This is a genomic window from Mycobacterium sp. NGS68 (genome assembly GCF_059812195.1).
On the sequence record NZ_JCALCE010000013.1, the window covers coordinates 19,358 to 36,538 of the forward strand.

Annotated in this window: 19 protein-coding genes and 1 tRNA gene; 11 read left to right on the top strand and 9 right to left on the bottom strand. The window is 67.0% G+C overall.

Translation table 11 applies throughout. The features are described from left to right. The first annotated feature begins 53 nt into the window (after positions 1 to 53). The 3 genes from AC5Y5V_RS16035 to AC5Y5V_RS16045 all read left to right on the top strand — a co-directional run bounded on the left by AC5Y5V_RS16035 (position 54) and on the right by AC5Y5V_RS16045 (position 2,969). Positions 54 to 515: a nucleoside deaminase gene (locus AC5Y5V_RS16035; protein ID WP_499937025.1), complete on the top strand. Its 462-nt coding sequence runs from the start codon at positions 54 to 56 to the stop codon at positions 513 to 515. Between the two features lie 29 nt (positions 516 to 544). Then, positions 545 to 634 (top strand) — tRNA-Ser (locus AC5Y5V_RS16040). A 280-nt stretch (positions 635 to 914) separates the two neighbouring features. Further along, entirely contained in the window at positions 915 to 2,969 is a 2,055-nt protein-coding gene (locus tag AC5Y5V_RS16045) for a PE domain-containing protein (RefSeq protein ID WP_499937028.1), read from the top strand. A gap of 9 nt (positions 2,970 to 2,978) precedes the next feature. Here AC5Y5V_RS16045 and AC5Y5V_RS16050 read toward each other — a convergent pair whose 3' ends face one another. The 7 genes from AC5Y5V_RS16050 to AC5Y5V_RS16080 form a co-directional block, all read right to left on the bottom strand. Next, a complete protein-coding gene (locus AC5Y5V_RS16050) occupies positions 2,979 to 4,136 on the bottom strand; it encodes a glycoside hydrolase 5 family protein (protein WP_499937030.1) in 1,158 nt (385 codons plus the stop codon). 88 nt (positions 4,137 to 4,224) lie between these two features. Further along, positions 4,225 to 4,446 carry an excalibur calcium-binding domain-containing protein gene (locus AC5Y5V_RS16055; protein WP_499937376.1) on the bottom strand — a complete coding sequence of 74 codons (222 nt, stop codon included), beginning with the start codon at positions 4,444 to 4,446 and terminating at the stop codon, positions 4,225 to 4,227. A 98-nt stretch (positions 4,447 to 4,544) separates the two neighbouring features. Next, a complete protein-coding gene (locus AC5Y5V_RS16060; RefSeq protein WP_499937033.1) occupies positions 4,545 to 5,072 on the bottom strand; it encodes a hypothetical protein in 528 nt (175 codons plus the stop codon). 53 nt (positions 5,073 to 5,125) lie between these two features. Next, positions 5,126 to 5,728, bottom strand: a complete 603-nt coding sequence (locus AC5Y5V_RS16065) for a sensor domain-containing protein (protein ID WP_499937035.1) — start codon at positions 5,726 to 5,728, stop codon at positions 5,126 to 5,128. Further along, positions 5,728 to 6,999 (bottom strand): C40 family peptidase, encoded by a 1,272-nt coding sequence (locus AC5Y5V_RS16070; RefSeq protein WP_499937037.1) that lies wholly within the window; start codon positions 6,997 to 6,999, stop codon positions 5,728 to 5,730. The genes AC5Y5V_RS16065 and AC5Y5V_RS16070 overlap by 1 nt, the downstream gene beginning before the upstream one ends. A gap of 15 nt (positions 7,000 to 7,014) precedes the next feature. After that, positions 7,015 to 7,308, bottom strand: a complete 294-nt coding sequence (locus tag AC5Y5V_RS16075; protein ID WP_499937040.1) for a WXG100 family type VII secretion target — start codon at positions 7,306 to 7,308, stop codon at positions 7,015 to 7,017. Between the two features lie 75 nt (positions 7,309 to 7,383). Further along, positions 7,384 to 7,815: a YbjQ family protein gene (locus tag AC5Y5V_RS16080; protein ID WP_499937044.1), complete on the bottom strand. Its 432-nt coding sequence runs from the start codon at positions 7,813 to 7,815 to the stop codon at positions 7,384 to 7,386. Between the two features lie 133 nt (positions 7,816 to 7,948). Here AC5Y5V_RS16080 and AC5Y5V_RS16085 point away from each other — a divergent pair, with 133 nt between their 5' ends. Genes AC5Y5V_RS16085 through AC5Y5V_RS16100 form a run of 4 tightly spaced genes read left to right on the top strand, consistent with a single transcriptional unit; the run spans position 7,949 to position 11,898 of the window. Further along, positions 7,949 to 9,217 (top strand): sulfotransferase family protein, encoded by a 1,269-nt coding sequence (locus tag AC5Y5V_RS16085; RefSeq protein ID WP_499937049.1) that lies wholly within the window; start codon positions 7,949 to 7,951, stop codon positions 9,215 to 9,217. 14 nt (positions 9,218 to 9,231) lie between these two features. Further along, positions 9,232 to 10,470, top strand: a complete 1,239-nt coding sequence (locus AC5Y5V_RS16090) for an MBL fold metallo-hydrolase (protein ID WP_499937052.1) — start codon at positions 9,232 to 9,234, stop codon at positions 10,468 to 10,470. Next, a complete protein-coding gene (locus tag AC5Y5V_RS16095) occupies positions 10,467 to 10,934 on the top strand; it encodes a VOC family protein (protein WP_499937055.1) in 468 nt (155 codons plus the stop codon). The genes AC5Y5V_RS16090 and AC5Y5V_RS16095 overlap by 4 nt, the downstream gene beginning before the upstream one ends. Position 10,935: 1 nt before the next feature. Continuing rightward, positions 10,936 to 11,898 (top strand): LLM class flavin-dependent oxidoreductase, encoded by a 963-nt coding sequence (locus AC5Y5V_RS16100; protein ID WP_499937057.1) that lies wholly within the window; start codon positions 10,936 to 10,938, stop codon positions 11,896 to 11,898. A gap of 10 nt (positions 11,899 to 11,908) precedes the next feature. Here the strand turns inward: AC5Y5V_RS16100 and AC5Y5V_RS16105 are convergent, their stop codons facing one another. Further along, positions 11,909 to 12,310 (bottom strand): hypothetical protein, encoded by a 402-nt coding sequence (locus tag AC5Y5V_RS16105; RefSeq protein ID WP_499937062.1) that lies wholly within the window; start codon positions 12,308 to 12,310, stop codon positions 11,909 to 11,911. A gap of 74 nt (positions 12,311 to 12,384) precedes the next feature. Next, positions 12,385 to 13,587, bottom strand: coding sequence for a PucR family transcriptional regulator (locus AC5Y5V_RS16110; RefSeq protein WP_499937065.1), 1,203 nt, complete (start codon positions 13,585 to 13,587; stop codon positions 12,385 to 12,387). An 85-nt stretch (positions 13,588 to 13,672) separates the two neighbouring features. Here AC5Y5V_RS16110 and AC5Y5V_RS16115 point away from each other — a divergent pair, with 85 nt between their 5' ends. The 4 genes from AC5Y5V_RS16115 to AC5Y5V_RS16130 all read left to right on the top strand — a co-directional run bounded on the left by AC5Y5V_RS16115 (position 13,673) and on the right by AC5Y5V_RS16130 (position 17,141). After that, on the top strand, positions 13,673 to 14,764 hold the full coding sequence (locus AC5Y5V_RS16115) for a ferredoxin reductase (RefSeq protein ID WP_499937070.1): 1,092 nt from the start codon (positions 13,673 to 13,675) through the stop codon (positions 14,762 to 14,764). A gap of 47 nt (positions 14,765 to 14,811) precedes the next feature. After that, complete coding sequence (locus AC5Y5V_RS16120) at positions 14,812 to 15,975, top strand: fatty acid desaturase family protein (protein ID WP_499937073.1); 1,164 nt, start codon at positions 14,812 to 14,814, stop codon at positions 15,973 to 15,975. A gap of 376 nt (positions 15,976 to 16,351) precedes the next feature. Next, the gene (locus AC5Y5V_RS16125) at positions 16,352 to 16,681 is read left to right on the top strand and encodes a PE family protein (protein WP_499937077.1); all 330 of its coding nucleotides are present in this window, start codon (positions 16,352 to 16,354) and stop codon (positions 16,679 to 16,681) included. A 73-nt stretch (positions 16,682 to 16,754) separates the two neighbouring features. Continuing rightward, the gene (locus AC5Y5V_RS16130; protein WP_499937079.1) at positions 16,755 to 17,141 is read left to right on the top strand and encodes a DUF2237 family protein; all 387 of its coding nucleotides are present in this window, start codon (positions 16,755 to 16,757) and stop codon (positions 17,139 to 17,141) included. Positions 17,142 to 17,181: the final 40 nt, after the last annotated feature.

Below are 17,181 nucleotides of genomic sequence, written 5' to 3' on the forward strand. Positions count from 1 at the left end.
CCGCAAGCGCGGCGGAGCCGGGCGCAGCGGGTCGCCGCCATCAGGCCGGGTCGGTGACCGCTTTTGACGAAGACCTGATCCGCGCGGCGCTGTCGGCTGCCGCGACAGCTGGCCCGCGCGACGTTCCGATCGGCGCGGTGGTGTTCGGCGCCGACGGATCCGAGCTGGCCCGGGCCGTGAACGCCCGCGAAGCCCTAAGCGATCCGACCGCGCACGCCGAGATCCTGGCGCTGCGGGCGGCGGCTTTGGTCCTGGGCGACGGGTGGCGGCTGGAGGGGGCCACGCTGGCCGTCACCGTCGAACCGTGCACCATGTGCGCGGGGGCGCTGGTGCTCGCCCGCGTCGGGCGGCTGGTGTTCGGCGCGTGGGAACCCAAGACCGGCGCGGTCGGGTCGCTGTGGGACGTGGTGCGTGATCGCCGGCTCAACCATCGCCCGGAAGTGCGTGGCGGCGTGCTGGCTGCCGAGTGTGCTGCGCCGCTGGAAGCGTTCTTCGCCCGCCAGCGATTGGGTTGAGGGCGGTGACGTTCGGTAAGCTGCTCCGCGGTGGCGTGTCCGAGCGGCCTAAGGAGCACGCCTCGAAAGCGTGTGACGGCTAAAACCGTCCGAGGGTTCAAATCCCTCCGCCACCGCCATAGCTGTACGCGCGAGCGTAACCCGGCTGCCGTTTCGGGCTCCCCGATTTCGCAGTGCGGTTACGCTCGCGGCCCACGCGAGCCACGCGAGCCACGCGACTCCCGGACCGCGGTCCGGAAGCGATTGCGACGGTTGAGTTTCGGCGCCACAACGGGCTCGGCGCCCTGACTACATGAATCCGACTTGAGGTTGCCCAAAGCCGTCTCGGACGGCACGCCGATGTTCTAAGGTCTGCACCACATTTGACCCACGCCGTCATCGAGTGAGGGGACGTTCGTCATGTCGTTTGTCATCGCCGGAGTTGAGCAGATCGCGACCGCCGTAGCGGACGTGTCGAACATCGAAACCGCACTCGCGCGAGCCAATGTGGCCGCGGCATTGCCAACCACCCGGTTGTCTGCCGCCGCGGGTGACGAGGTGTCGGTGGTGATCGCGAGATTGTTCGGGGGTTATGGCGAGGCGTATCAGTCGATAGGCACGAGGCTGACGCAGGCGCAGGCCAGGTTCGCGGAGTTGCTGAGCATCGCGCAGGAGTCCTACGCCAGCACCGAAGCCGCGAACGTCTCGCCGTTGCAAACCGCCGCCGACAACGTGCTGGGTGTACTCAACGCGCCCACGAACGCGCTCTTGGGGCGCCCGTTGATCGGCAACGGGGCCGACGGCGCGGCCGGCACCGGGCAGGCCGGTGGGGACGGCGGGATCCTGTGGGGCAACGGCGGCGCGGGCGGGTCGGGCGCCTACGGTCGGGCGGGCGGAGCCGGCGGCAATGCGGGGCTGATCGGTAACGGTGGTATCGGCGGCGCCGGCGGTCTCGGACGCGGGGTCGGTGGCGCCGGCGGCACGGGCGGGTTGCTGCTGGGCGACGGCGGCGCCGGCGGCAACGGCGGGGCCGGCACCATCACGTACGGCAGAGGCGGAGTCGGCGGCAGCGCGCTGTCCCCGTTCGGCGTCGCGGGTGCTAGCGGCACTGGCGGATTCGGTCAGGGCAACCTGTTGATGGTGAGTTCCCAGGAAGAGGCCCTCGCGCTGGTCGCGGGCGCGCCTGACGAGAACTTCCTGTTGATCGGAACCGACGGCACGAATCTGAGCAGAATCCTGGCCGACCCCGACGGCACCCCGAACTTCCACCTGCTGATGGGCCAGAGCGTCACCTCCGCGTCGACGATCATCGGCCATACCACCGTCTCCAACCCCTCCTGGACGACCATTCAGACCGGGGTGTGGAGCGAGACGGCCGGCGTGACCAACAACGTGTTCACGCCCTGGACGTACGACAACTGGCCGACGGTGTACAACCAGCTCGAGGCCGTTTATGGCGATAACGTCAACACCACGGTCATCGCCAACTGGCCCGTCATCACCGACATCGCCGGCGCCGGGTCGCACCCCGCCGACCACATTCAGTTCGTGCCGCATGCCGCGAACGACACCTACTGGGAAGCGTCGCAACGCGCGGTCGGCGAGCAAACCCGGACGGCGATCATGGCCGCCGACCCGGACAAAGGGAATCTCATCTTCTCCTACTACGTGGGCGTCGACGAGATGGGTCACGCCTACGGCGGCGATTCGCCGCAGTACGCGCAGGCCCTTCGGACCATGGACTCCATTCTCGGGAAGCAGGTTGTACACGATCCCGGTGTGTTGGGAGCGGTCGCCGACTGGGAGGCCAATCCCAACAACCACGGCGAGCAATGGGACGTGCTCGTGGTCACCGACCATGGTCATATCGGACCAGACCAGTTCGGCCGTGGCCACGGTTTCCAATCCCCGCTCGAGACACAGACATTCTTCATGTGGGATCAGGCCTACACCGATGCGCATGACGGGTGGATCAACAACTCGTGGCAAATCGTCGATACGACGCCGACGATCATGAATCAGTTCGGTATTGCGCCGTTCAATTACATGCAGGGTGCGCCCCTGACGGCCCCCGTCTTCGACGCCACCTACGTCAATCCCGGCGGCAACCTATTCAGCGTGCTCAGCGCCGATTTCGCCGCACAGGGCTACCCGAGTATCGCGACCCAGCTGAGCCTCAACTCCCGCACGATCGCGGCCACGATTCCGTACCTGGTGTACGACCCGATCAACAGCTTCGTCGAGTCGATGCCCGACTTCCTGCAGGCACCGGTCTCCTGGGTCGGCGCCGGCGTCTACCAGTCACTCAACATCCCCGCGCAGATCTTCGTCCGGCTGACCGGCGTCACCGGCAACCAGATCATCCCGCCTGTACTCAACCCGTTCCTGCCCGCGGCTTCGGCCGCCTCGCTCGCAGCCGTGTCGGAATTCGCCGTCGACTGGGACGACCTGCTGGGCCTTGCCAGAGCTGCGTGACAAAGCCCGTTACCGGACGCCGCCTCGATCCTGTGCGAACAACGCGTTGCCAGTCAGCGTGCGCATCGCCTGCATTTCGCTGTCGCGGTAGGGGCGCCCGTCGGGCAGCAGCAGGTCGTGGAACCAGACTTTCGGGACTACCGGGTACGGGTGGTCCCACGAATCCCACGGAAAGTAGGTCTGTGTCTTGCCGGCCACCAGACCCCAGTTGAACGCGCCGACGTTGTGGCGCTTGGCAACCGGCAAGATCCCCTCCACTGTGCTGCCCTGCGACCGGGCCATGTACTCGGTGCACATGATCGGCCGTCCCAGCGGTGCAAGTTCGGCGATCCGGCCCTCGAACTCGCCCGGCGGGGCATAGCTGTGGAAGGTGATCACGTCGGAGTTGTTCAGCTGGATGTTCGCGATTTCGCTGCGGCTCCCCGGGTCCGCCCAGGGGCCGTCCCAGACGCCGCTCGTCAGTGGTTGGCCCGGACTGACCGAACGCGCCCACTGGAACACCTGCGGCAGTAGCTCCGCCACCCGCTCGATCTTGTCTTTCCGTTCGACGCTGCGGTACACCTTCGCGGGGTTGTCGGGTTCGTTCCACAGGTCCCAACCGAGCACCCGGTCGTCGTTGCGGAATTGGCCCAGTACCCCAGTGACGTACTGCTGCAGCACGCCCCGGTAGTTGCGGTCGTCCAGGTGCTCGGCGCCCGGGCTCTGCACCCAACCGGAGTTGTGCACCCCCGGCCGCGGGGCGCGCTGCCGCCCTGGCCTGGGCAGCGGGTCCCAGCAGGAATCGAACAGGACGAACAGGGGTTTGATGCCGTGGCGCGCGGCGATGCCGACGAACTGCGCCAGGCGGCGCTGGAATCCTTGGCTGTCCTGCGCCCACAGCTGGTCGTGCAGGAACACCCGCACAGCGTTCACGCCGTGCACGCGGGCCACGCCCAACTCGCCGTCGATGCGGCGGGCGTCGAAGGTGTCCGTCTGGAACATCTCGAGCTGGTTGATCGCGGTCGAGGTGACGAAGTTGGCGCCGACGAGCCAGCCCTGCGCCTGATACCAACGGTTGACCCGGTCCGCCGACCAGCGCGCTTCTTCCGCCGAGACCCGAGGCATGTGGGCCAGCGCCGTGCCGACCGCCAGCAGCAGCGGAATCTTGAAGGCAGTACGACGGTTCACCACAACTCCATGATTTCGCGCCGCGGCGCTACCGGAGGTCTCACCCACTTCAGGTCGGAAATTGTTATCTCCTTGTGACTTAACGTATTCAGTGCGACTCGCAGGCGATGCCGTCGTGGTCGCGGTCAAGCTTTGGCGAGTAGGCCGGATCCCCCTTGGGGATGTCGTAGCGGCCGTCGGCGTGGGCCGCCGAACAGTTCGGGTACGGCGGTCCGGCGACCGCGGACGGTGCGACGGCCACACTCACCACGGCAGCGACGCCGACACCGGCAAGCGCCCCTAAGACAACACGAATCACCCTGACCCCCAGCCCCGAACAGCCCTTTATCTAGGGCCGCTTGTAATAACGAGTGGGAGCTTACGTGGTGGCGTACCGGCGTGCGCCAAAACCGCGAAAGTTCAACAGCGTCAAGGCGACAGCGGCGGAACCGGGATGGTGATCGCGTTCGGGCCCGCCGACTCCGAGGGGCTGGTCGAAGGCTTCCGGGTGCGCTTCGTCGTCTGCTTGGTCGTGCTGCTCGGCGCGACGGTGGAGGTCGCCGGCGCACCGGGACCGGACATGTGCGACGTGATGCCCCAAACCACCAGCCCAGCCAGGACGACGACGATCACGGCCACCGCGAGCAGGACGGCCGGCTTGCGATACCAGGGTCGGCGTGCCGGCGCCGGGGCGGTTCCGGCGCCGGATGGTGCCGGGGCGCCGCCGGACGGCCTGGTGGCGGGCGGGCCAACCGGTTCGCCGCCGCTGAGGCCGACGGCGGCTCTGCCCGCCGCCGCGGCTTCCTGGCTGGAGGCGCCGCCCAGCGCCGCGCGCAGAGCCGCCTCGGCGGCGGTCTTGACTCGCGCCTCGTCGCCGCCGATCTGTTTGTGCGCCCACTGCAGCCACTGGTCTCGCTTCGCGCTCAGCTCGGAGTTGGCGCCCTCGGCATCGGTCATGGTCACCCCGTACAGGTCGGCGGCAGGACCTACATGATCGCACTAAGCGCGCGTCAGATCCGATCCGAGATGGTCTGCAGGACGGTATTCGCGATCTGCTCGGCCGTGCGCGGGAAGTGGGCGACGGATACGTCGATCAGCACCGACGACTTCACGCGATAGGCGTCGAAGCACTGGTTCTCGGCGCACCGCTGGATCGTCGTCGGATCCGGTTGGCGCACGGTGAATCTGTAGTTCGGTACGTTCTGCGCGGCGCATGCGGTCAGGGCTGCCGCGACGCGGTCGAACGCGGCGCGGGCCGCCTCGGGATCCGCGTAGACGCCGACGGCCTGGGTCACACCGGCATTGCTGGCCCCGATGTAACCGACCGACCGGAATTGCTTCCAGTCGCTGCCGAAGGCGACGTCCTGGTTGTAGGCGGCCTGGCATTGACTCGGGTACTGGGAGTCGTATTGATGCATGCTGCGCGGCTGGCGCACGTCGAGCCGGTCCCTCGAGTTCAGGTCCGGGGCGTCGGCGATGCGGCGCACCTCGTCGAGGCTGACGATCAACGAGTCCGCGGAAGGTCCGGGGTCCGCGTTGACCCGCAACGGCAGGCAAGCCGACATGAGGACCGCGCAACAGGCCACGACCGCCGCAGCGAATTTCTCGACCATCAGCCACCTACGTGATAGTTGCGATTTTGGCCCAGACGCAACGGGCTGACCTCGACGGGCACGCCCGAGCCCTCGGCCTGGATCATCAATCCATTACCCGCATACACTGCCACGTGGGTCGAGTCGCCCGGCGGCCCATAGTAAATGAGGTCCCCAGGCTGCAGCGCCGAGTTCGGAACTATTGTCGCGCCGAGCTCTTGCAGCTCTCGTTCCTGGGACACGGTGTTGCCCGAGCCGATGTTGACGCCGCTACCTTCCACGGTGGCGAACCGGGCCAGACCCGAGCAGTCGAACCCGGTGCGGTTCTGGTCGTTGTAGGTCCACGACTCGTCCTCGGTGTCGTTGCGGTGACCGACCGACACCCCCGGCGCCTTCGGGTCGTGGCCGCCGCCCCATGCGTAGGACACGCCTTGCTGTTTGGCGGCCGCCCCGACGGTCTTCAGCCGAGGGTCGGACACGGCCTCGGGGTTGGGCAGGACCAGGGTCGCGGGATTGACGGCGCCGGCCGCCGTCCCGTCGCTCTGTGTCAGGTACTTCAGCCACGCGGCGTCGCGCTCGGGGCCCGCGGGCCCGTCGTATCCCGGGGGGTTGTCGACGAGCCGCACTTGGTCCGACGAGCCGGGGCTGACGCGCATCGGCGGCTGGTCGCTCGGGTCACCGGCGAGCGTCGGGTCCAGACCGGTCTCGTAGGGCGGGTCGTTGGGCTTCGGGCCCGGCACGGTGTCGGGGGCCGGCTGCGGAGTGTCTTCGGGGAATCCGAAGGCATCGAGCTTGACGTCGCCGACGGCGGCGCGCAGCGCGGTGGCCAATTCCTGGTCGGCGGTTTGAGCCTGAGCCTTGACGGTGTCCAGTTGCTGCTGCAGGGTCTTGACCGCGTTGATGAAAGCGGGGTCGTTTCCGCGTCCGGCGCCGGTGTTGCCGATGTCGACCTTCCAGTCGGACGTCACCTTCCAGCCGTTGGCGCGCGCGGTGTCGTCGATGTCGCGCAACGCCGTCTTCACCGCGCCGATGTCCTTCTCGGCCCGCGAGATCGCCGCGGCCACCCGCGCGGATTCCTGCCCGTGCTCGTCGAGGTCGGCGCGAACCTTGCCCAGGTCCTGACGGAACGCCTCACCGCCCGCGCCGTGCCAATCCGACAGGTTGTCCTCGACCGCGCGGAGATTCTCGCCGAGCCGATGCAGGGTCTTGCCCCGGTCCGTGGCGACGTCGAACGCGCTGTGAATCGCCGCGACGTCCCATGCCCGCACGTCGTCGGGGGTCAGCGGTTCCATGCTGGGCAGCCGACGCTAGGTCTGCAGCGAGTGCGACGACGCCTGCTCGACGGCGTCGTAGGACCGTCCCGCGTGCACCACGCCGTTCCCTAGCCCGTTGACCCGGGCCTGGTGCGTCGAATGCTGGGCCTGCCAGCGGTTCGCCACCTCGCCCAGCGCTTGCCGGGAGGCACCCACCCAGCCCGTCGCGGCCGAGTCCAGCTCCGCCTCGTGGCCGGCGAAGTTCATCGAGGCGTTGGACATCGCCGCGAAGACATGTTCGCTGCCGGCCTGCAGTTTGCCCGTGTTCACCCGCGTCGCGTCGGCCATGGCAGTCCCTTCTTCCGCTGGCTTATGCGGCGATGGTAGGCACGGCCGGTGCCGCTATGCAGCAGTCATCCGAAGTCATCGCGCGCCATACGGCTGCTGTGGTTGCGGCGGCTGCTGTGGTTGCGGGGGCTGCTGTGGGGCGCCGCCGCCGTAGCCCAGTTGGGAGGCGGTATAGCGCGCGCCGTCGGAGACCGGCACGGCCATCACCGCGGTGCCGTACGCGCAGATCTCGGTCCACACCTCGCCGATCTCGGTGGTGTCGAAGCGCATCGCGATGATCGCGTTGCCGCCCTTTGCGCGCGCCTCGGCGAACAGCCGGTTCATCGCCTCGTTGCGGCTCTCGGCCAGGTTCTTCGTCATGCCCTGCAACTCCCCGCCGAACATGGACTTGAAGCTGGCACCCATCTGGGAGAAGGCGTTTCGCGATCGGACGGTGAGCCCGAAGACCTCGCCGCATACGCGCTGGATCTCCCAACCGGGAAGGTCATTGGTGGTGACGACGAGCACAGGATCGCCTTTCTGCCGAGGTTAGCGGGCTATTCCCGGTGCAGGGTACCGGCCGGGCGGGGCGGGTTCACGACGCGTCCCGCCCGCGTCTACCGTCGGTGTCATATTGGCAACGGCGCGTCGAGGAGGTCGCGTGAGTTCAGCGAGTCCCGACATCGGCGACATCGACTTCGACGATCTGACATCGCCCAGGCTGACCGACATCCAACGCCAGATACTGAAATACACCGAAGCCCGGCACGTCGACCTCGACGCCGGACAGCTGCTCGCCGAGGCCGTCGAGCAGGCGGGGGTCGCCGACCTCGACGACACCGACGGCTTCGGCGAGCGACTGACCACGCACGTGGAAGCCATCGACGGCGACGAGGGGCTGACCGAGCTCACCCGTTCGTCGTTGCGGCAACGGGTCGTTCGCCTGCTGCGCAACCGGTTGTCGTTGACCGACCTCGTCAAGCGGTATCCCGAGATCGAGTCGATCCCGATCGAGAAGCCCCTGATCGTCGTCGGGATGCCGCGCTCCGGAACCACGCACCTGGTGAACCTCATCGCCGCCGACCCGGGCCGGCGCGCGCTGCCCTACTGGGAGAGCCAGGATCCGATCCCGGCGCTCGGGATGGGCCCGGACATCTTCGGCGTGGATCCGCGCTACGCGCGGGCCAAGGCCGAGCACGAAGCCCTGATGGCCAGCGCCCCGCTGGTCGCCGCCATGCACGATCGGTTCCCCGAGGCGATCGAGGAGGAGGTCGAACTGCTCGACCTCGGCCTGGCCAGCTACGTCCTGGAATGGCATGCCCGAGTGCCTGGCTGGCGGGACTACTATTTGGGGCTCGACCAGCATCGGCACTACGCCTACATGAGAAAAGTGCTGCAGGCGTTGACGTTCCTGCGTGGTCCGCGAACCTGGGTGCTCAAGAGCCCGCAGCACTGCGAGCAGCTCGGTCCGTTGATGGCAATCTTCCCCGACGCGACAGTGGCTTTCACCCACCGCGACCCGGCGGCGGTGATCCAGTCGGCGATCACCATGATGGCGTATTCGGACCGGCTGCGCCGCAACAGTATCGATCCGGATTGGCTGCTGGAATATTGGACCGACCGCGTGCACCGACTGCTGAGCGCGTGCGTGCGCGACCGCGATCTGGTGCCGGCCGAACGCAGCATCGACATCGGCTTCCACCACCTCAACGGCAACGAAATCCCCTTGCTTGAACAGCTTTACCAGCGCGGTGACGCCGAGCTGACACCAAAGTTGCGTGCCCGATTCCAGCAGTACCTGGACGGTAATCCGCGGGGCAAACACGGCCGGCTCCGCTACGACCTGCAGCGGCACTTCGGTGTCTCGGCCGACCAACTCCGTGACCGATTCGGCTTCTATTTCGACAGGTTCGACGTCCGCCCCGAATGAAGGAGATGTCAGCGATGTCCGAACCCGTCTATCGCAGCCGTCCGGGCGCCGACGCCATGCGACCCGCGTCGGCCGAACGCGCCGAGCAGATCGCCCCCGGCCTGTGGTGCTCGCCGGGACTGTCGAACTCCTACCTGCTGACCACCGCCGACGGCCGCGTCATCGTCAACACCGGCATGGGCTTCGAGGGCCCGGTGCACCGGGCCAACTTCGACGCCGTCGACGCCTCTCCGGTGCGCTATATCATCTTCACCCAGGGCCACGTCGACCACGTCGGAGGCCTGGACAGTGTGCGCGGCCGCGACACAACCGTTGTCGCGCAGGCGAACTGGACCCTCTGGCGCGACGACAACGAGCGCCTCATCCCGTACCGGGCCAACCGCAGCGCGTTCGCCTTCAAGGACACCCTGGCGTCGGGCATCGGGGCCATCCAACGCCGGTTGGGCACCAAAAGACTGCCCGCGCAGAGCGTGCCCGTCGTGGATCTCGACTTCGAGGACACACTGACCCTGGACGTCGGTGGGCGACGGCTGGAGCTGATCTCCGTGCCCGGCGGGGAGACCAGCGACTCACTGGTGATCTGGCTGCCCGATGAACGAATATGTCTGTGCGGTAACACGTTCGGTCCGGTTTTCGGGCATATTCCCAACCTGGTCACCATGCGCGGCGATCGGTACCGGGATGCGCTGACCGCCATCGCATCCGTCGAGCGGGTGCGTGAGCTGCGGCCCGAACTGCTGGTCACCGGACACTTCGAACCCATCGCTGGTGCGGACCGCATCGGCGCCGAGCTGACCCGGCTACGCGATGCGATCCAGCACGTCCATGACCAGACCGTCGACGGCATGAACGCCGGCAAGGACGTGCGGACACTCATGCGCGAGATCACCCTGCCCGCGGAATACGAAGTGGGGCAAGGATATGGAAAGGTGGCGTGGGACGTGCGCGCCATCTGGGAGAACTATTCCGGTTGGTTCCACCATCAGTCGACGACGGAGCTGTATCCGGTGGGTTTCGATGCCGTCGGCGCCGACGTGGTCGAACTGGCGGGCGCCGACGCACTGGTGGATCGGGCGCGGGTTCACCTTGAGGCGGGCCGCCCACTGCACGCCATCCACCTCGCGGAACTGGTTCCCGACGATCACCCGGGCGCGCGCGAGGTGCTCAGGGCCGCCCATGAAGTCCTGTTGGCCGACAGCGCGAACTTCTGGGAAAGTGCTTGGCTCACACAGCAGATAAAGAGGAACTCATGACGTTGCGACCCCAGGACCTCTACCACACGGGCATCGTGGTGCCCGACCTGGACGCCGCGAAGGCGCGGCTGAGCTCCCTCGCTGGCTACCAGTGGATCAAACCGCTCAGCTATACGCTGCCGTTCCGCACCACCGACGGGGTCCGCGAACTCACATCCACCATCGTCTACTCCGTGCAGAGCCCGCACATCGAACTTGTCCAGGAGGTGCCCGGCACACCGTGGTCGGCCGCGCCGGGCAACGCCGTCCACCACGTCGGTTACTTCACCGACGACCTCGCCGCCACCGCCAAGCTGTTGGAGCGCAATGGCTTCACCTTCGAAATGACCTCCGCCGTCGGCGAAGACGAGTTCTCGCTGTTCGCCTACTTCGTCGACGCATCCGGCACCCGCATCGAGATAGTGGACCGGGCGCTGTTCCCCGACTTCGCCGCGTTCGTCCAGTCCATGGCCGACGGGGCGTGACATGCCGATCACGGTGCTGCGGTTCAACTTCGCGTCCCCCCAGGGAAACCCGCGTAAGCAGAGCGAGTTGCTGAACGCCGCACTGGAACTGGCCGAGTGGGGCGAGTCCCACGGCATCACGTCCGTGAGCGTCGACGAGCATCACGCGACCGGGCATGGTTGGAGCTGCAATCCGATCATGGCCGCCGCCATGTTCCTGGCCCGCACCTCAAAAATCATTGCCAGCCTGGACTGCGCGCTGGGCCCGCTGTGGAATCCGGTCCGGCTGGCCGAAGACATCGCCCTCGTCGACAACATGAGCCGCGGCCGGCTGCTCACCACCGTCGGCCTGGGCTACCGCACGGTCGAATACGACGCCCTAGGAGCGGATTTCAGCCAGCGGGGCCGCATCATGGACAGCCTTGTCGAGCGGATGCTGGCGGTATGGGCAGGCGACGAGTCGGGCGTCTGCACCGGAACGTGGTCGAAGCCGCATCCGCCGCTGTTCGTCGGTGGCGGCGCCCGAGTCACGGCGCGCCGCGCGGCCCGGTTCGGGCTGCCACTCAGCCTGGCCGATCACCTGCCCGACGTCGCCGCCTACTATCGCGAACTGTGCTCCGAGGCGGGCGTCAAGCCGCTGGTGATCATGCCCGGCGCGACCAATCGCGGAATGATCTATCTGCACGAGGATCCCGATCGGGCATGGGCGGAGCTCGGCGAGCACATCCTCTGGGAGGCCGTCACCTACGGCGGATGGTCAAGCGACGAAAGGTCTTTGATGCATCTGCCCGGCGTGCGGACGCTGGACGAGGTCAAGGTGTCGGGGCGATACCGCTTCCTGACTCCCGACCAGCTCGTCGCCGAAGTCCGTGGGGCGGACGACTACGGGCCGATCGTGCTGCATCCCCTGGTCGGCGGCATGCCCGTCGACGAGGCGTGGAAGTCGGTCCAACTACTCACCGACAGGGTGTTGCCGGCCCTGTAGCCGCTCGCGTTCAGATCCCGAACGACGTCGGAGACGACGGTGGGGCTTCCCAACTGCTGACCACCAGCGGAAGCGAAACCGCGTCGCCGCCACCGTTCACCGCGAGCGTCCAGCGGCCGTCGAACGGCAGGTTCACGTTGACCTCGAAGAAGGCGAATCCGGGGAACTCGCCGAGGGAGGCTTCCGGCACCTCGAACCGCAGATGCTGCGCCTCGTCGAGCGTCGGCGGCATGATCTCGATGTCGACCCGCCGGTCTGAATTTTCGGTATCGGAACGCGTCAGCACCACCAACACAAAGCGGGCCCACCGGTCGGGCCCGACGGTGAATCGGGAGAGGACGCCGCCCTGGACGTTGAGTTTGTTATCGACCGTCGCAGCTGCTTCGGCCAAAAAGGCTCCGGTGACTATCACGGCAAAGAACTTAGCGTGCTGCCGCGGGTCGGCGTGGTCGAACACGGTGAACTAATAGCAAAGCTGCGCGACCGTCAAGAAGTGATGGGCCGGATTCCCAGCGCCACGGTCAGTTCGAGGATCGTCTGCGGGTCGTTGAGGCTGTCGCCGTACAGCTCACGCAGCTGGCCCATGCGATAGCGGACCGTTTGCGCGTGCACGTAGAGGTCGTTCGCGACGGCGTCGCGCTGCCCGCGGTGCAAAAGCCAAGAGCGCAGCGTCTCGGCCAGCCGTTCCGCGGTGTTGGGCCGCAGGCCCGTCAGCGGCGCAAGGACCTTTCGACGCAGGTCCTCGGCGGCTTCGCGGTCGGCGGTCAGGACCAGCTGGACCAGGTGTTCGTCGGTATCGACCACCTCGACGTCGTCGGCCATCAACTCGTGGGCGCGCAGCGCGCGCCGATAGGACGACTCGACCTGCATCCACGGCCGCGCCGGCCCCACCACCGCGCGGCGACCGAGCAACGCGGACCGCAGCTGGCCGCGGTGGCGGCCGTCCAGGTCGGGGACCAGCAGCACCGCCAACGGCTCAGGGATTTCCATCCCCGGGATGTCCTCGGTGAGCAGCAACGTCGATTGGCCGAAACGTTCCGCCAAGCCGCGGGTTTGCGTCTCGGCGAGCAGCACGGCGGTCAGGGTCTCGGGAGTCCGCCAACCGGCCCGGTCCGCGCTGAACAGCAACATCTCCGGGGGTTCACCGACCAGCAACTGCCTGGCCAGCCTTTCCAGATAGCGTTGTCGCACTCGACCGGTGGTCGCCAGTTCGTCCGCGTGTCCCGCGACACTGGCGGCGGACAGTTGGTCGATGAAGGCGAACACCAGCTCGGCGAAGCGCGCCACCGTCTCGGCGGCCATCTCGGCGGCAACCGCGGTCGCGGACAATTCCCGCCACGCGACGCGCGCCCCCACCCGGTACGCCGCCAGCAGCGCATCCATCGACCGGCCCTGGCGGGCCTCGCCGCGCCCCAGCTCGTAGGCGCCGTCGAGGGTGGGCGACAGCGTCGGGGCCGGATCCGAGTCGTGCGCGCCCACCGCCAGATGCATGAATGCGCCGAGCGCCATTTGCACCGCGTTCTCGATGGTCTGGCCCATCCGCCCGCTGAACGCGTCGGCATAGCTGGGAACTTCCAGGGTCACCGCGGCGACCGTGCGCTCGGCCATTCCCGGCAGGACGGCCTGCAACGCGGCGACCACGTCCTCGGATAGGTCGAGTCCTGTGAATCGCGCCCCCAGCTCGGGCAAAATTTGTCCCCCACGAACAATTTGAAGTCTGGCTTCCACGCCGTACGAGTAAGAGTTTATCCGACAACTTCGGCAATGTTGAGTAATGACGACGACTGCGCCCCGTCCGACGCTCGTCGCTGCGCTGCGTGAGGGCATTCTGAAGCTGGCCGAAACGCTCACCACTCCGCTGGTCCCGGCCGATTACCTCGACGTTGTCGACCCGCTGCGCTCGAGCCTGCGTGGTCGCATCGTCGACATCAACCCCGAAACCCGCGACGCCGTCACCGTCGTCATCAAGACCGGTCGCGGCTGGCTTCCTCATGTCCCGGGCCAGTACATCCGCATCGGTATCGACGTCGACGGCATACGGCGCTGGCGAGCCTACTCGCTGACCTCGGAGAACAGCCGGGTCGACGGGTGTATCACGATCACCGTCAAGGCGATCCCGGACGGCGTCGTCAGCAACCACCTCGTCCGCGAGGCCAGTATCGGAACCCTCGTTCACCTCGACCAGCCCACCGGCGAGTTCACCTTCGGCGCGCAACCACCGGCAAAGATCCTGTTCCTCACCGCCGGCAGCGGCATCACTCCGGTCATGGGCATGTTGCGCAACCTGGCCGACCACGACGGGGATGTCGACGTCGTTCTGGTGCACAGCGCGCCGACGGCCGCCGATGTGATCTTCGGCGACGAGCTGCGCGCGCTGGCGCAGCGGGGCCGAATCCGGTTGGTGGAGCGGCACACCGACGTCGACGGAATGCTGGATGTCGCGCGCCTCGACGACATCGTCGACGACATTGCCGAACGCGAGACGTGGGCCTGCGGACCGATCGGGCTGCTCGATGCCATCGAGCGTCGCTGGCAGGGCGACGGCATCGCGGAACGCCTGCACACCGAGCGGTTCCGTCCGTCCGTCCACGTGACCGGCGACGGCGGCAGCGTCAGTTTCACCAAGAGCGGGACCGTCGTCGTCGCCGAAGGTTCGCAGACCCTGCTCGATGCCGGCGAAGCCGCCGGCGTGCTGATGCCCTCGGGCTGCCGAATGGGCATTTGCTTCGGCTGCGTCGCGCCATTGCGGCGCGGCAGCGTCCGTGACCTGCGCACAGGTGACATCACCACCGCCGCCGTGGGGGACGGCGTCCAGGTTCAGACCTGCATCTCAGCGGCCGCCGCCGAATGCGAAATCGAATTGTGATTCTTCACAAGCTTTGAACGACCGTAGTGGGGGGAAGACAACTCAAGATGACGGCTATCCAACGCAAACATGACGATCCGACGGCGCACCTGAGTTCCCGGGACATCGAGGACATCGGCGTCGAACTCGACGCCATCCGCGCTGACGTGATTGCCAGCCGGGGTGCGAGTGACGCCGCCTACATCCGAAAGGTCATCGACACCCAGCGCAAGCTCGAACTCAGCAGTCGTGCCCTGCTGCTGTTTTCGCTGTTTCCGCCAGCCTGGATCGCGGGCACCACGGGGCTGTCGATCTCGAAGATCATCGAGAACATGGAGATCGGCCACAACGTCATGCACGGTCAATGGGACTGGATGCGCGATCCCAAGATCCACTCCACCACCTGGGAGTGGGACCATGCGTGCCCGTCGGACATGTGGAAGCACTCCCACAACGAGTTGCATCACAACTTCACGAACGTGCTGGGTAAGGACCAGGACCTCGGCTTCCGCATCATGCGGGTCGACGAGGATCAGGACTGGCACCCGGCGTACCTGGCCCAGCCGCTGACCAACTTCGTCAACGCTTGCATCTTCGAGTACGGCATCGCCGTCTACGACCTGGAAATCGGCCCCTACCTCAAGGGCGAGGCTGACAAGGAGCTGTTCTGGCGCCAGGCCCGAGCGGCGTTCGCCAAGATCGGGCGGCAGGTGCGCAAGGACTACGTGCTGTACCCGCTGCTGTCGGGTCTGTCGGCGTTCACCACCATCACCGCCAACCTGACCGCCGACCTGGCGCGCAACCTGTGGACGCACTCGGTGATCATGTGCGGTCACTTCCCCGACGGCGTCGAAACCTACGAGAAGGAATCCATCGACGGCGAGACGCGCGGCGAGTGGTACCTGCGCCAGATGCTCGGCTCGGCCAACATCAGCGGCAGCCCGCTGATGCACTTCATGACCGGAAACCTGTCCTTTCAGATCGAGCACCACCTGTTCCCCGATCTGCCCAGCAACCGCTACCAGGAGATCGCGCCGAAGGTGCAGGACCTCTTCGAGCGTTACGGACTCAAGTACACCAGCGGCCCGTTGCCGAGACAGATCGCCTCGGCGTGGAAGAAGGTCTTCCGGCTGTCGTTGCCCAACGACTTCGCGAGCAAGGTGACCAACGCGCTGTCGCCGGCCAACGTCTCGCGCGTCGTGTTCGGGAACGCTTTGCCCGAGGCGGCGTAGGACCTCCCAACTGAGCGCACGCTCTGCGAGCAGAAGCCGGGCCCCGCCAATCATGTGCCGGGGTGGGGCACTACGCCATATGCCGACTTTCTCGTGACGCCTGGGACTCCCCAGAGTCCCCAAATTCACGGCCTGACCCGCAATATCATGCAACTTTGAGCGCCCTGGCCGGCCGGGCGGACCGGGCCGCGGCGTGCGTGCACAGAATGCCGATCAGCGCGGCGCGGCATCACATCTGCGCACGCTCGGGCCCAAGCACAGCGCCGTCCTAAGCGCATAGTTTCGAAATGCATGTTTTGTAGACGCATACTATGACCTACTGCTACTATCCACCGAAGCAGCAATCGCGGGACGAGCGCTAGGAAGAGGTGCGCCCATGCAGACCATGTCATTCGACCCCGTCGTGGGCGACATTGCTGCCCGCCTCGTCGACAACGCGAACTTCGGCCTCGAGGCCGGCGCTTCGGCCCAGCCGTTGACCTCGCTGGTGCCCGCCGGCGGGGAAGAGGTCTCGATGCAGGCGGCGGCGTCGTTCGCGCGCGAAGCCGTCCAGATGCTGGCCCTGCACGAGGCCGCCCAACAGGAACTGACGCGGACCGGCGAGGCGCTCGCCGAGATCGCCCGCATGTACAGCGATGTCGACGCGAGTGTGGCCGCGGAGGTGCTGAACAACCCGTTGTCGCGGTACGGGATGGCTCAGGCATAGGCCCCGCAGCCACAGTTGGCAAACTTGCCCCAAGTTGCTCGAAACTTGGCGCCGTCGGCGCGATACTAGGCGGGTGGCTGATCTCAACGTGCTGGGCGGCCCGCTGGAACCGTGCGGCACCGAACCCCTCACCGGCTTCTATCGTGACGGCTGCTGTTCGAGCGGGCCGGAGGACGTTGGCAGGCATACCATCTGCGTCGTCGTCAGCGCGGAGTTCCTGGAGCACCAGCGTTCGATCGGCAATGACCTGCTGACGCCGGTGCCCGAGTACCGGTTTCCGGGGTTGTTGCCCGGTGACCGCTGGTGCGTCACCGCCCTGAACTGGCTGCGGGCCCACCATGATGGCTGCGCCGCTCCGGTGGTGTTGGCGTCCACCCACGAACGCACCCTCGAGGTGGTGCCGCTCGAGGCGCTGCTGGAACACAAGGTCGACGTGCCCGACGACCTGGCCAACTTGTAGCGCCCGGCTGCGCCCGGCGTGAGTCGCGACACTTAACCCA

Bases quoted from the DNA above. Each gene is read 5' to 3' on its own strand.
- AC5Y5V_RS16045 (WP_499937028.1), top strand. From the start codon at position 915: ATGTCGTTTGTCATCGCCGGAGTTGAGCAGATCGCGACCGCCGTAGCG.
- AC5Y5V_RS16060 (WP_499937033.1), bottom strand. From the start codon at position 5,072: ATGACCGATGCCGAGGGCGCCAACTCCGAGCTGAGCGCGAAGCGAGAC.
- AC5Y5V_RS16065 (WP_499937035.1), bottom strand. From the start codon at position 5,728: ATGGTCGAGAAATTCGCTGCGGCGGTCGTGGCCTGTTGCGCGGTCCTC.
- AC5Y5V_RS16070 (WP_499937037.1), bottom strand. From the start codon at position 6,999: ATGGAACCGCTGACCCCCGACGACGTGCGGGCATGGGACGTCGCGGCG.
- AC5Y5V_RS16075 (WP_499937040.1), bottom strand. From the start codon at position 7,308: ATGGCCGACGCGACGCGGGTGAACACGGGCAAACTGCAGGCCGGCAGC.
- AC5Y5V_RS16090 (WP_499937052.1), top strand. From the start codon at position 9,232: ATGTCCGAACCCGTCTATCGCAGCCGTCCGGGCGCCGACGCCATGCGA.
- AC5Y5V_RS16095 (WP_499937055.1), top strand. From the start codon at position 10,467: ATGACGTTGCGACCCCAGGACCTCTACCACACGGGCATCGTGGTGCCC.
- AC5Y5V_RS16100 (WP_499937057.1), top strand. From the start codon at position 10,936: ATGCCGATCACGGTGCTGCGGTTCAACTTCGCGTCCCCCCAGGGAAAC.
- AC5Y5V_RS16115 (WP_499937070.1), top strand. From the start codon at position 13,673: ATGACGACGACTGCGCCCCGTCCGACGCTCGTCGCTGCGCTGCGTGAG.
- AC5Y5V_RS16120 (WP_499937073.1), top strand. From the start codon at position 14,812: ATGACGGCTATCCAACGCAAACATGACGATCCGACGGCGCACCTGAGT.
- AC5Y5V_RS16125 (WP_499937077.1), top strand. From the start codon at position 16,352: ATGCAGACCATGTCATTCGACCCCGTCGTGGGCGACATTGCTGCCCGC.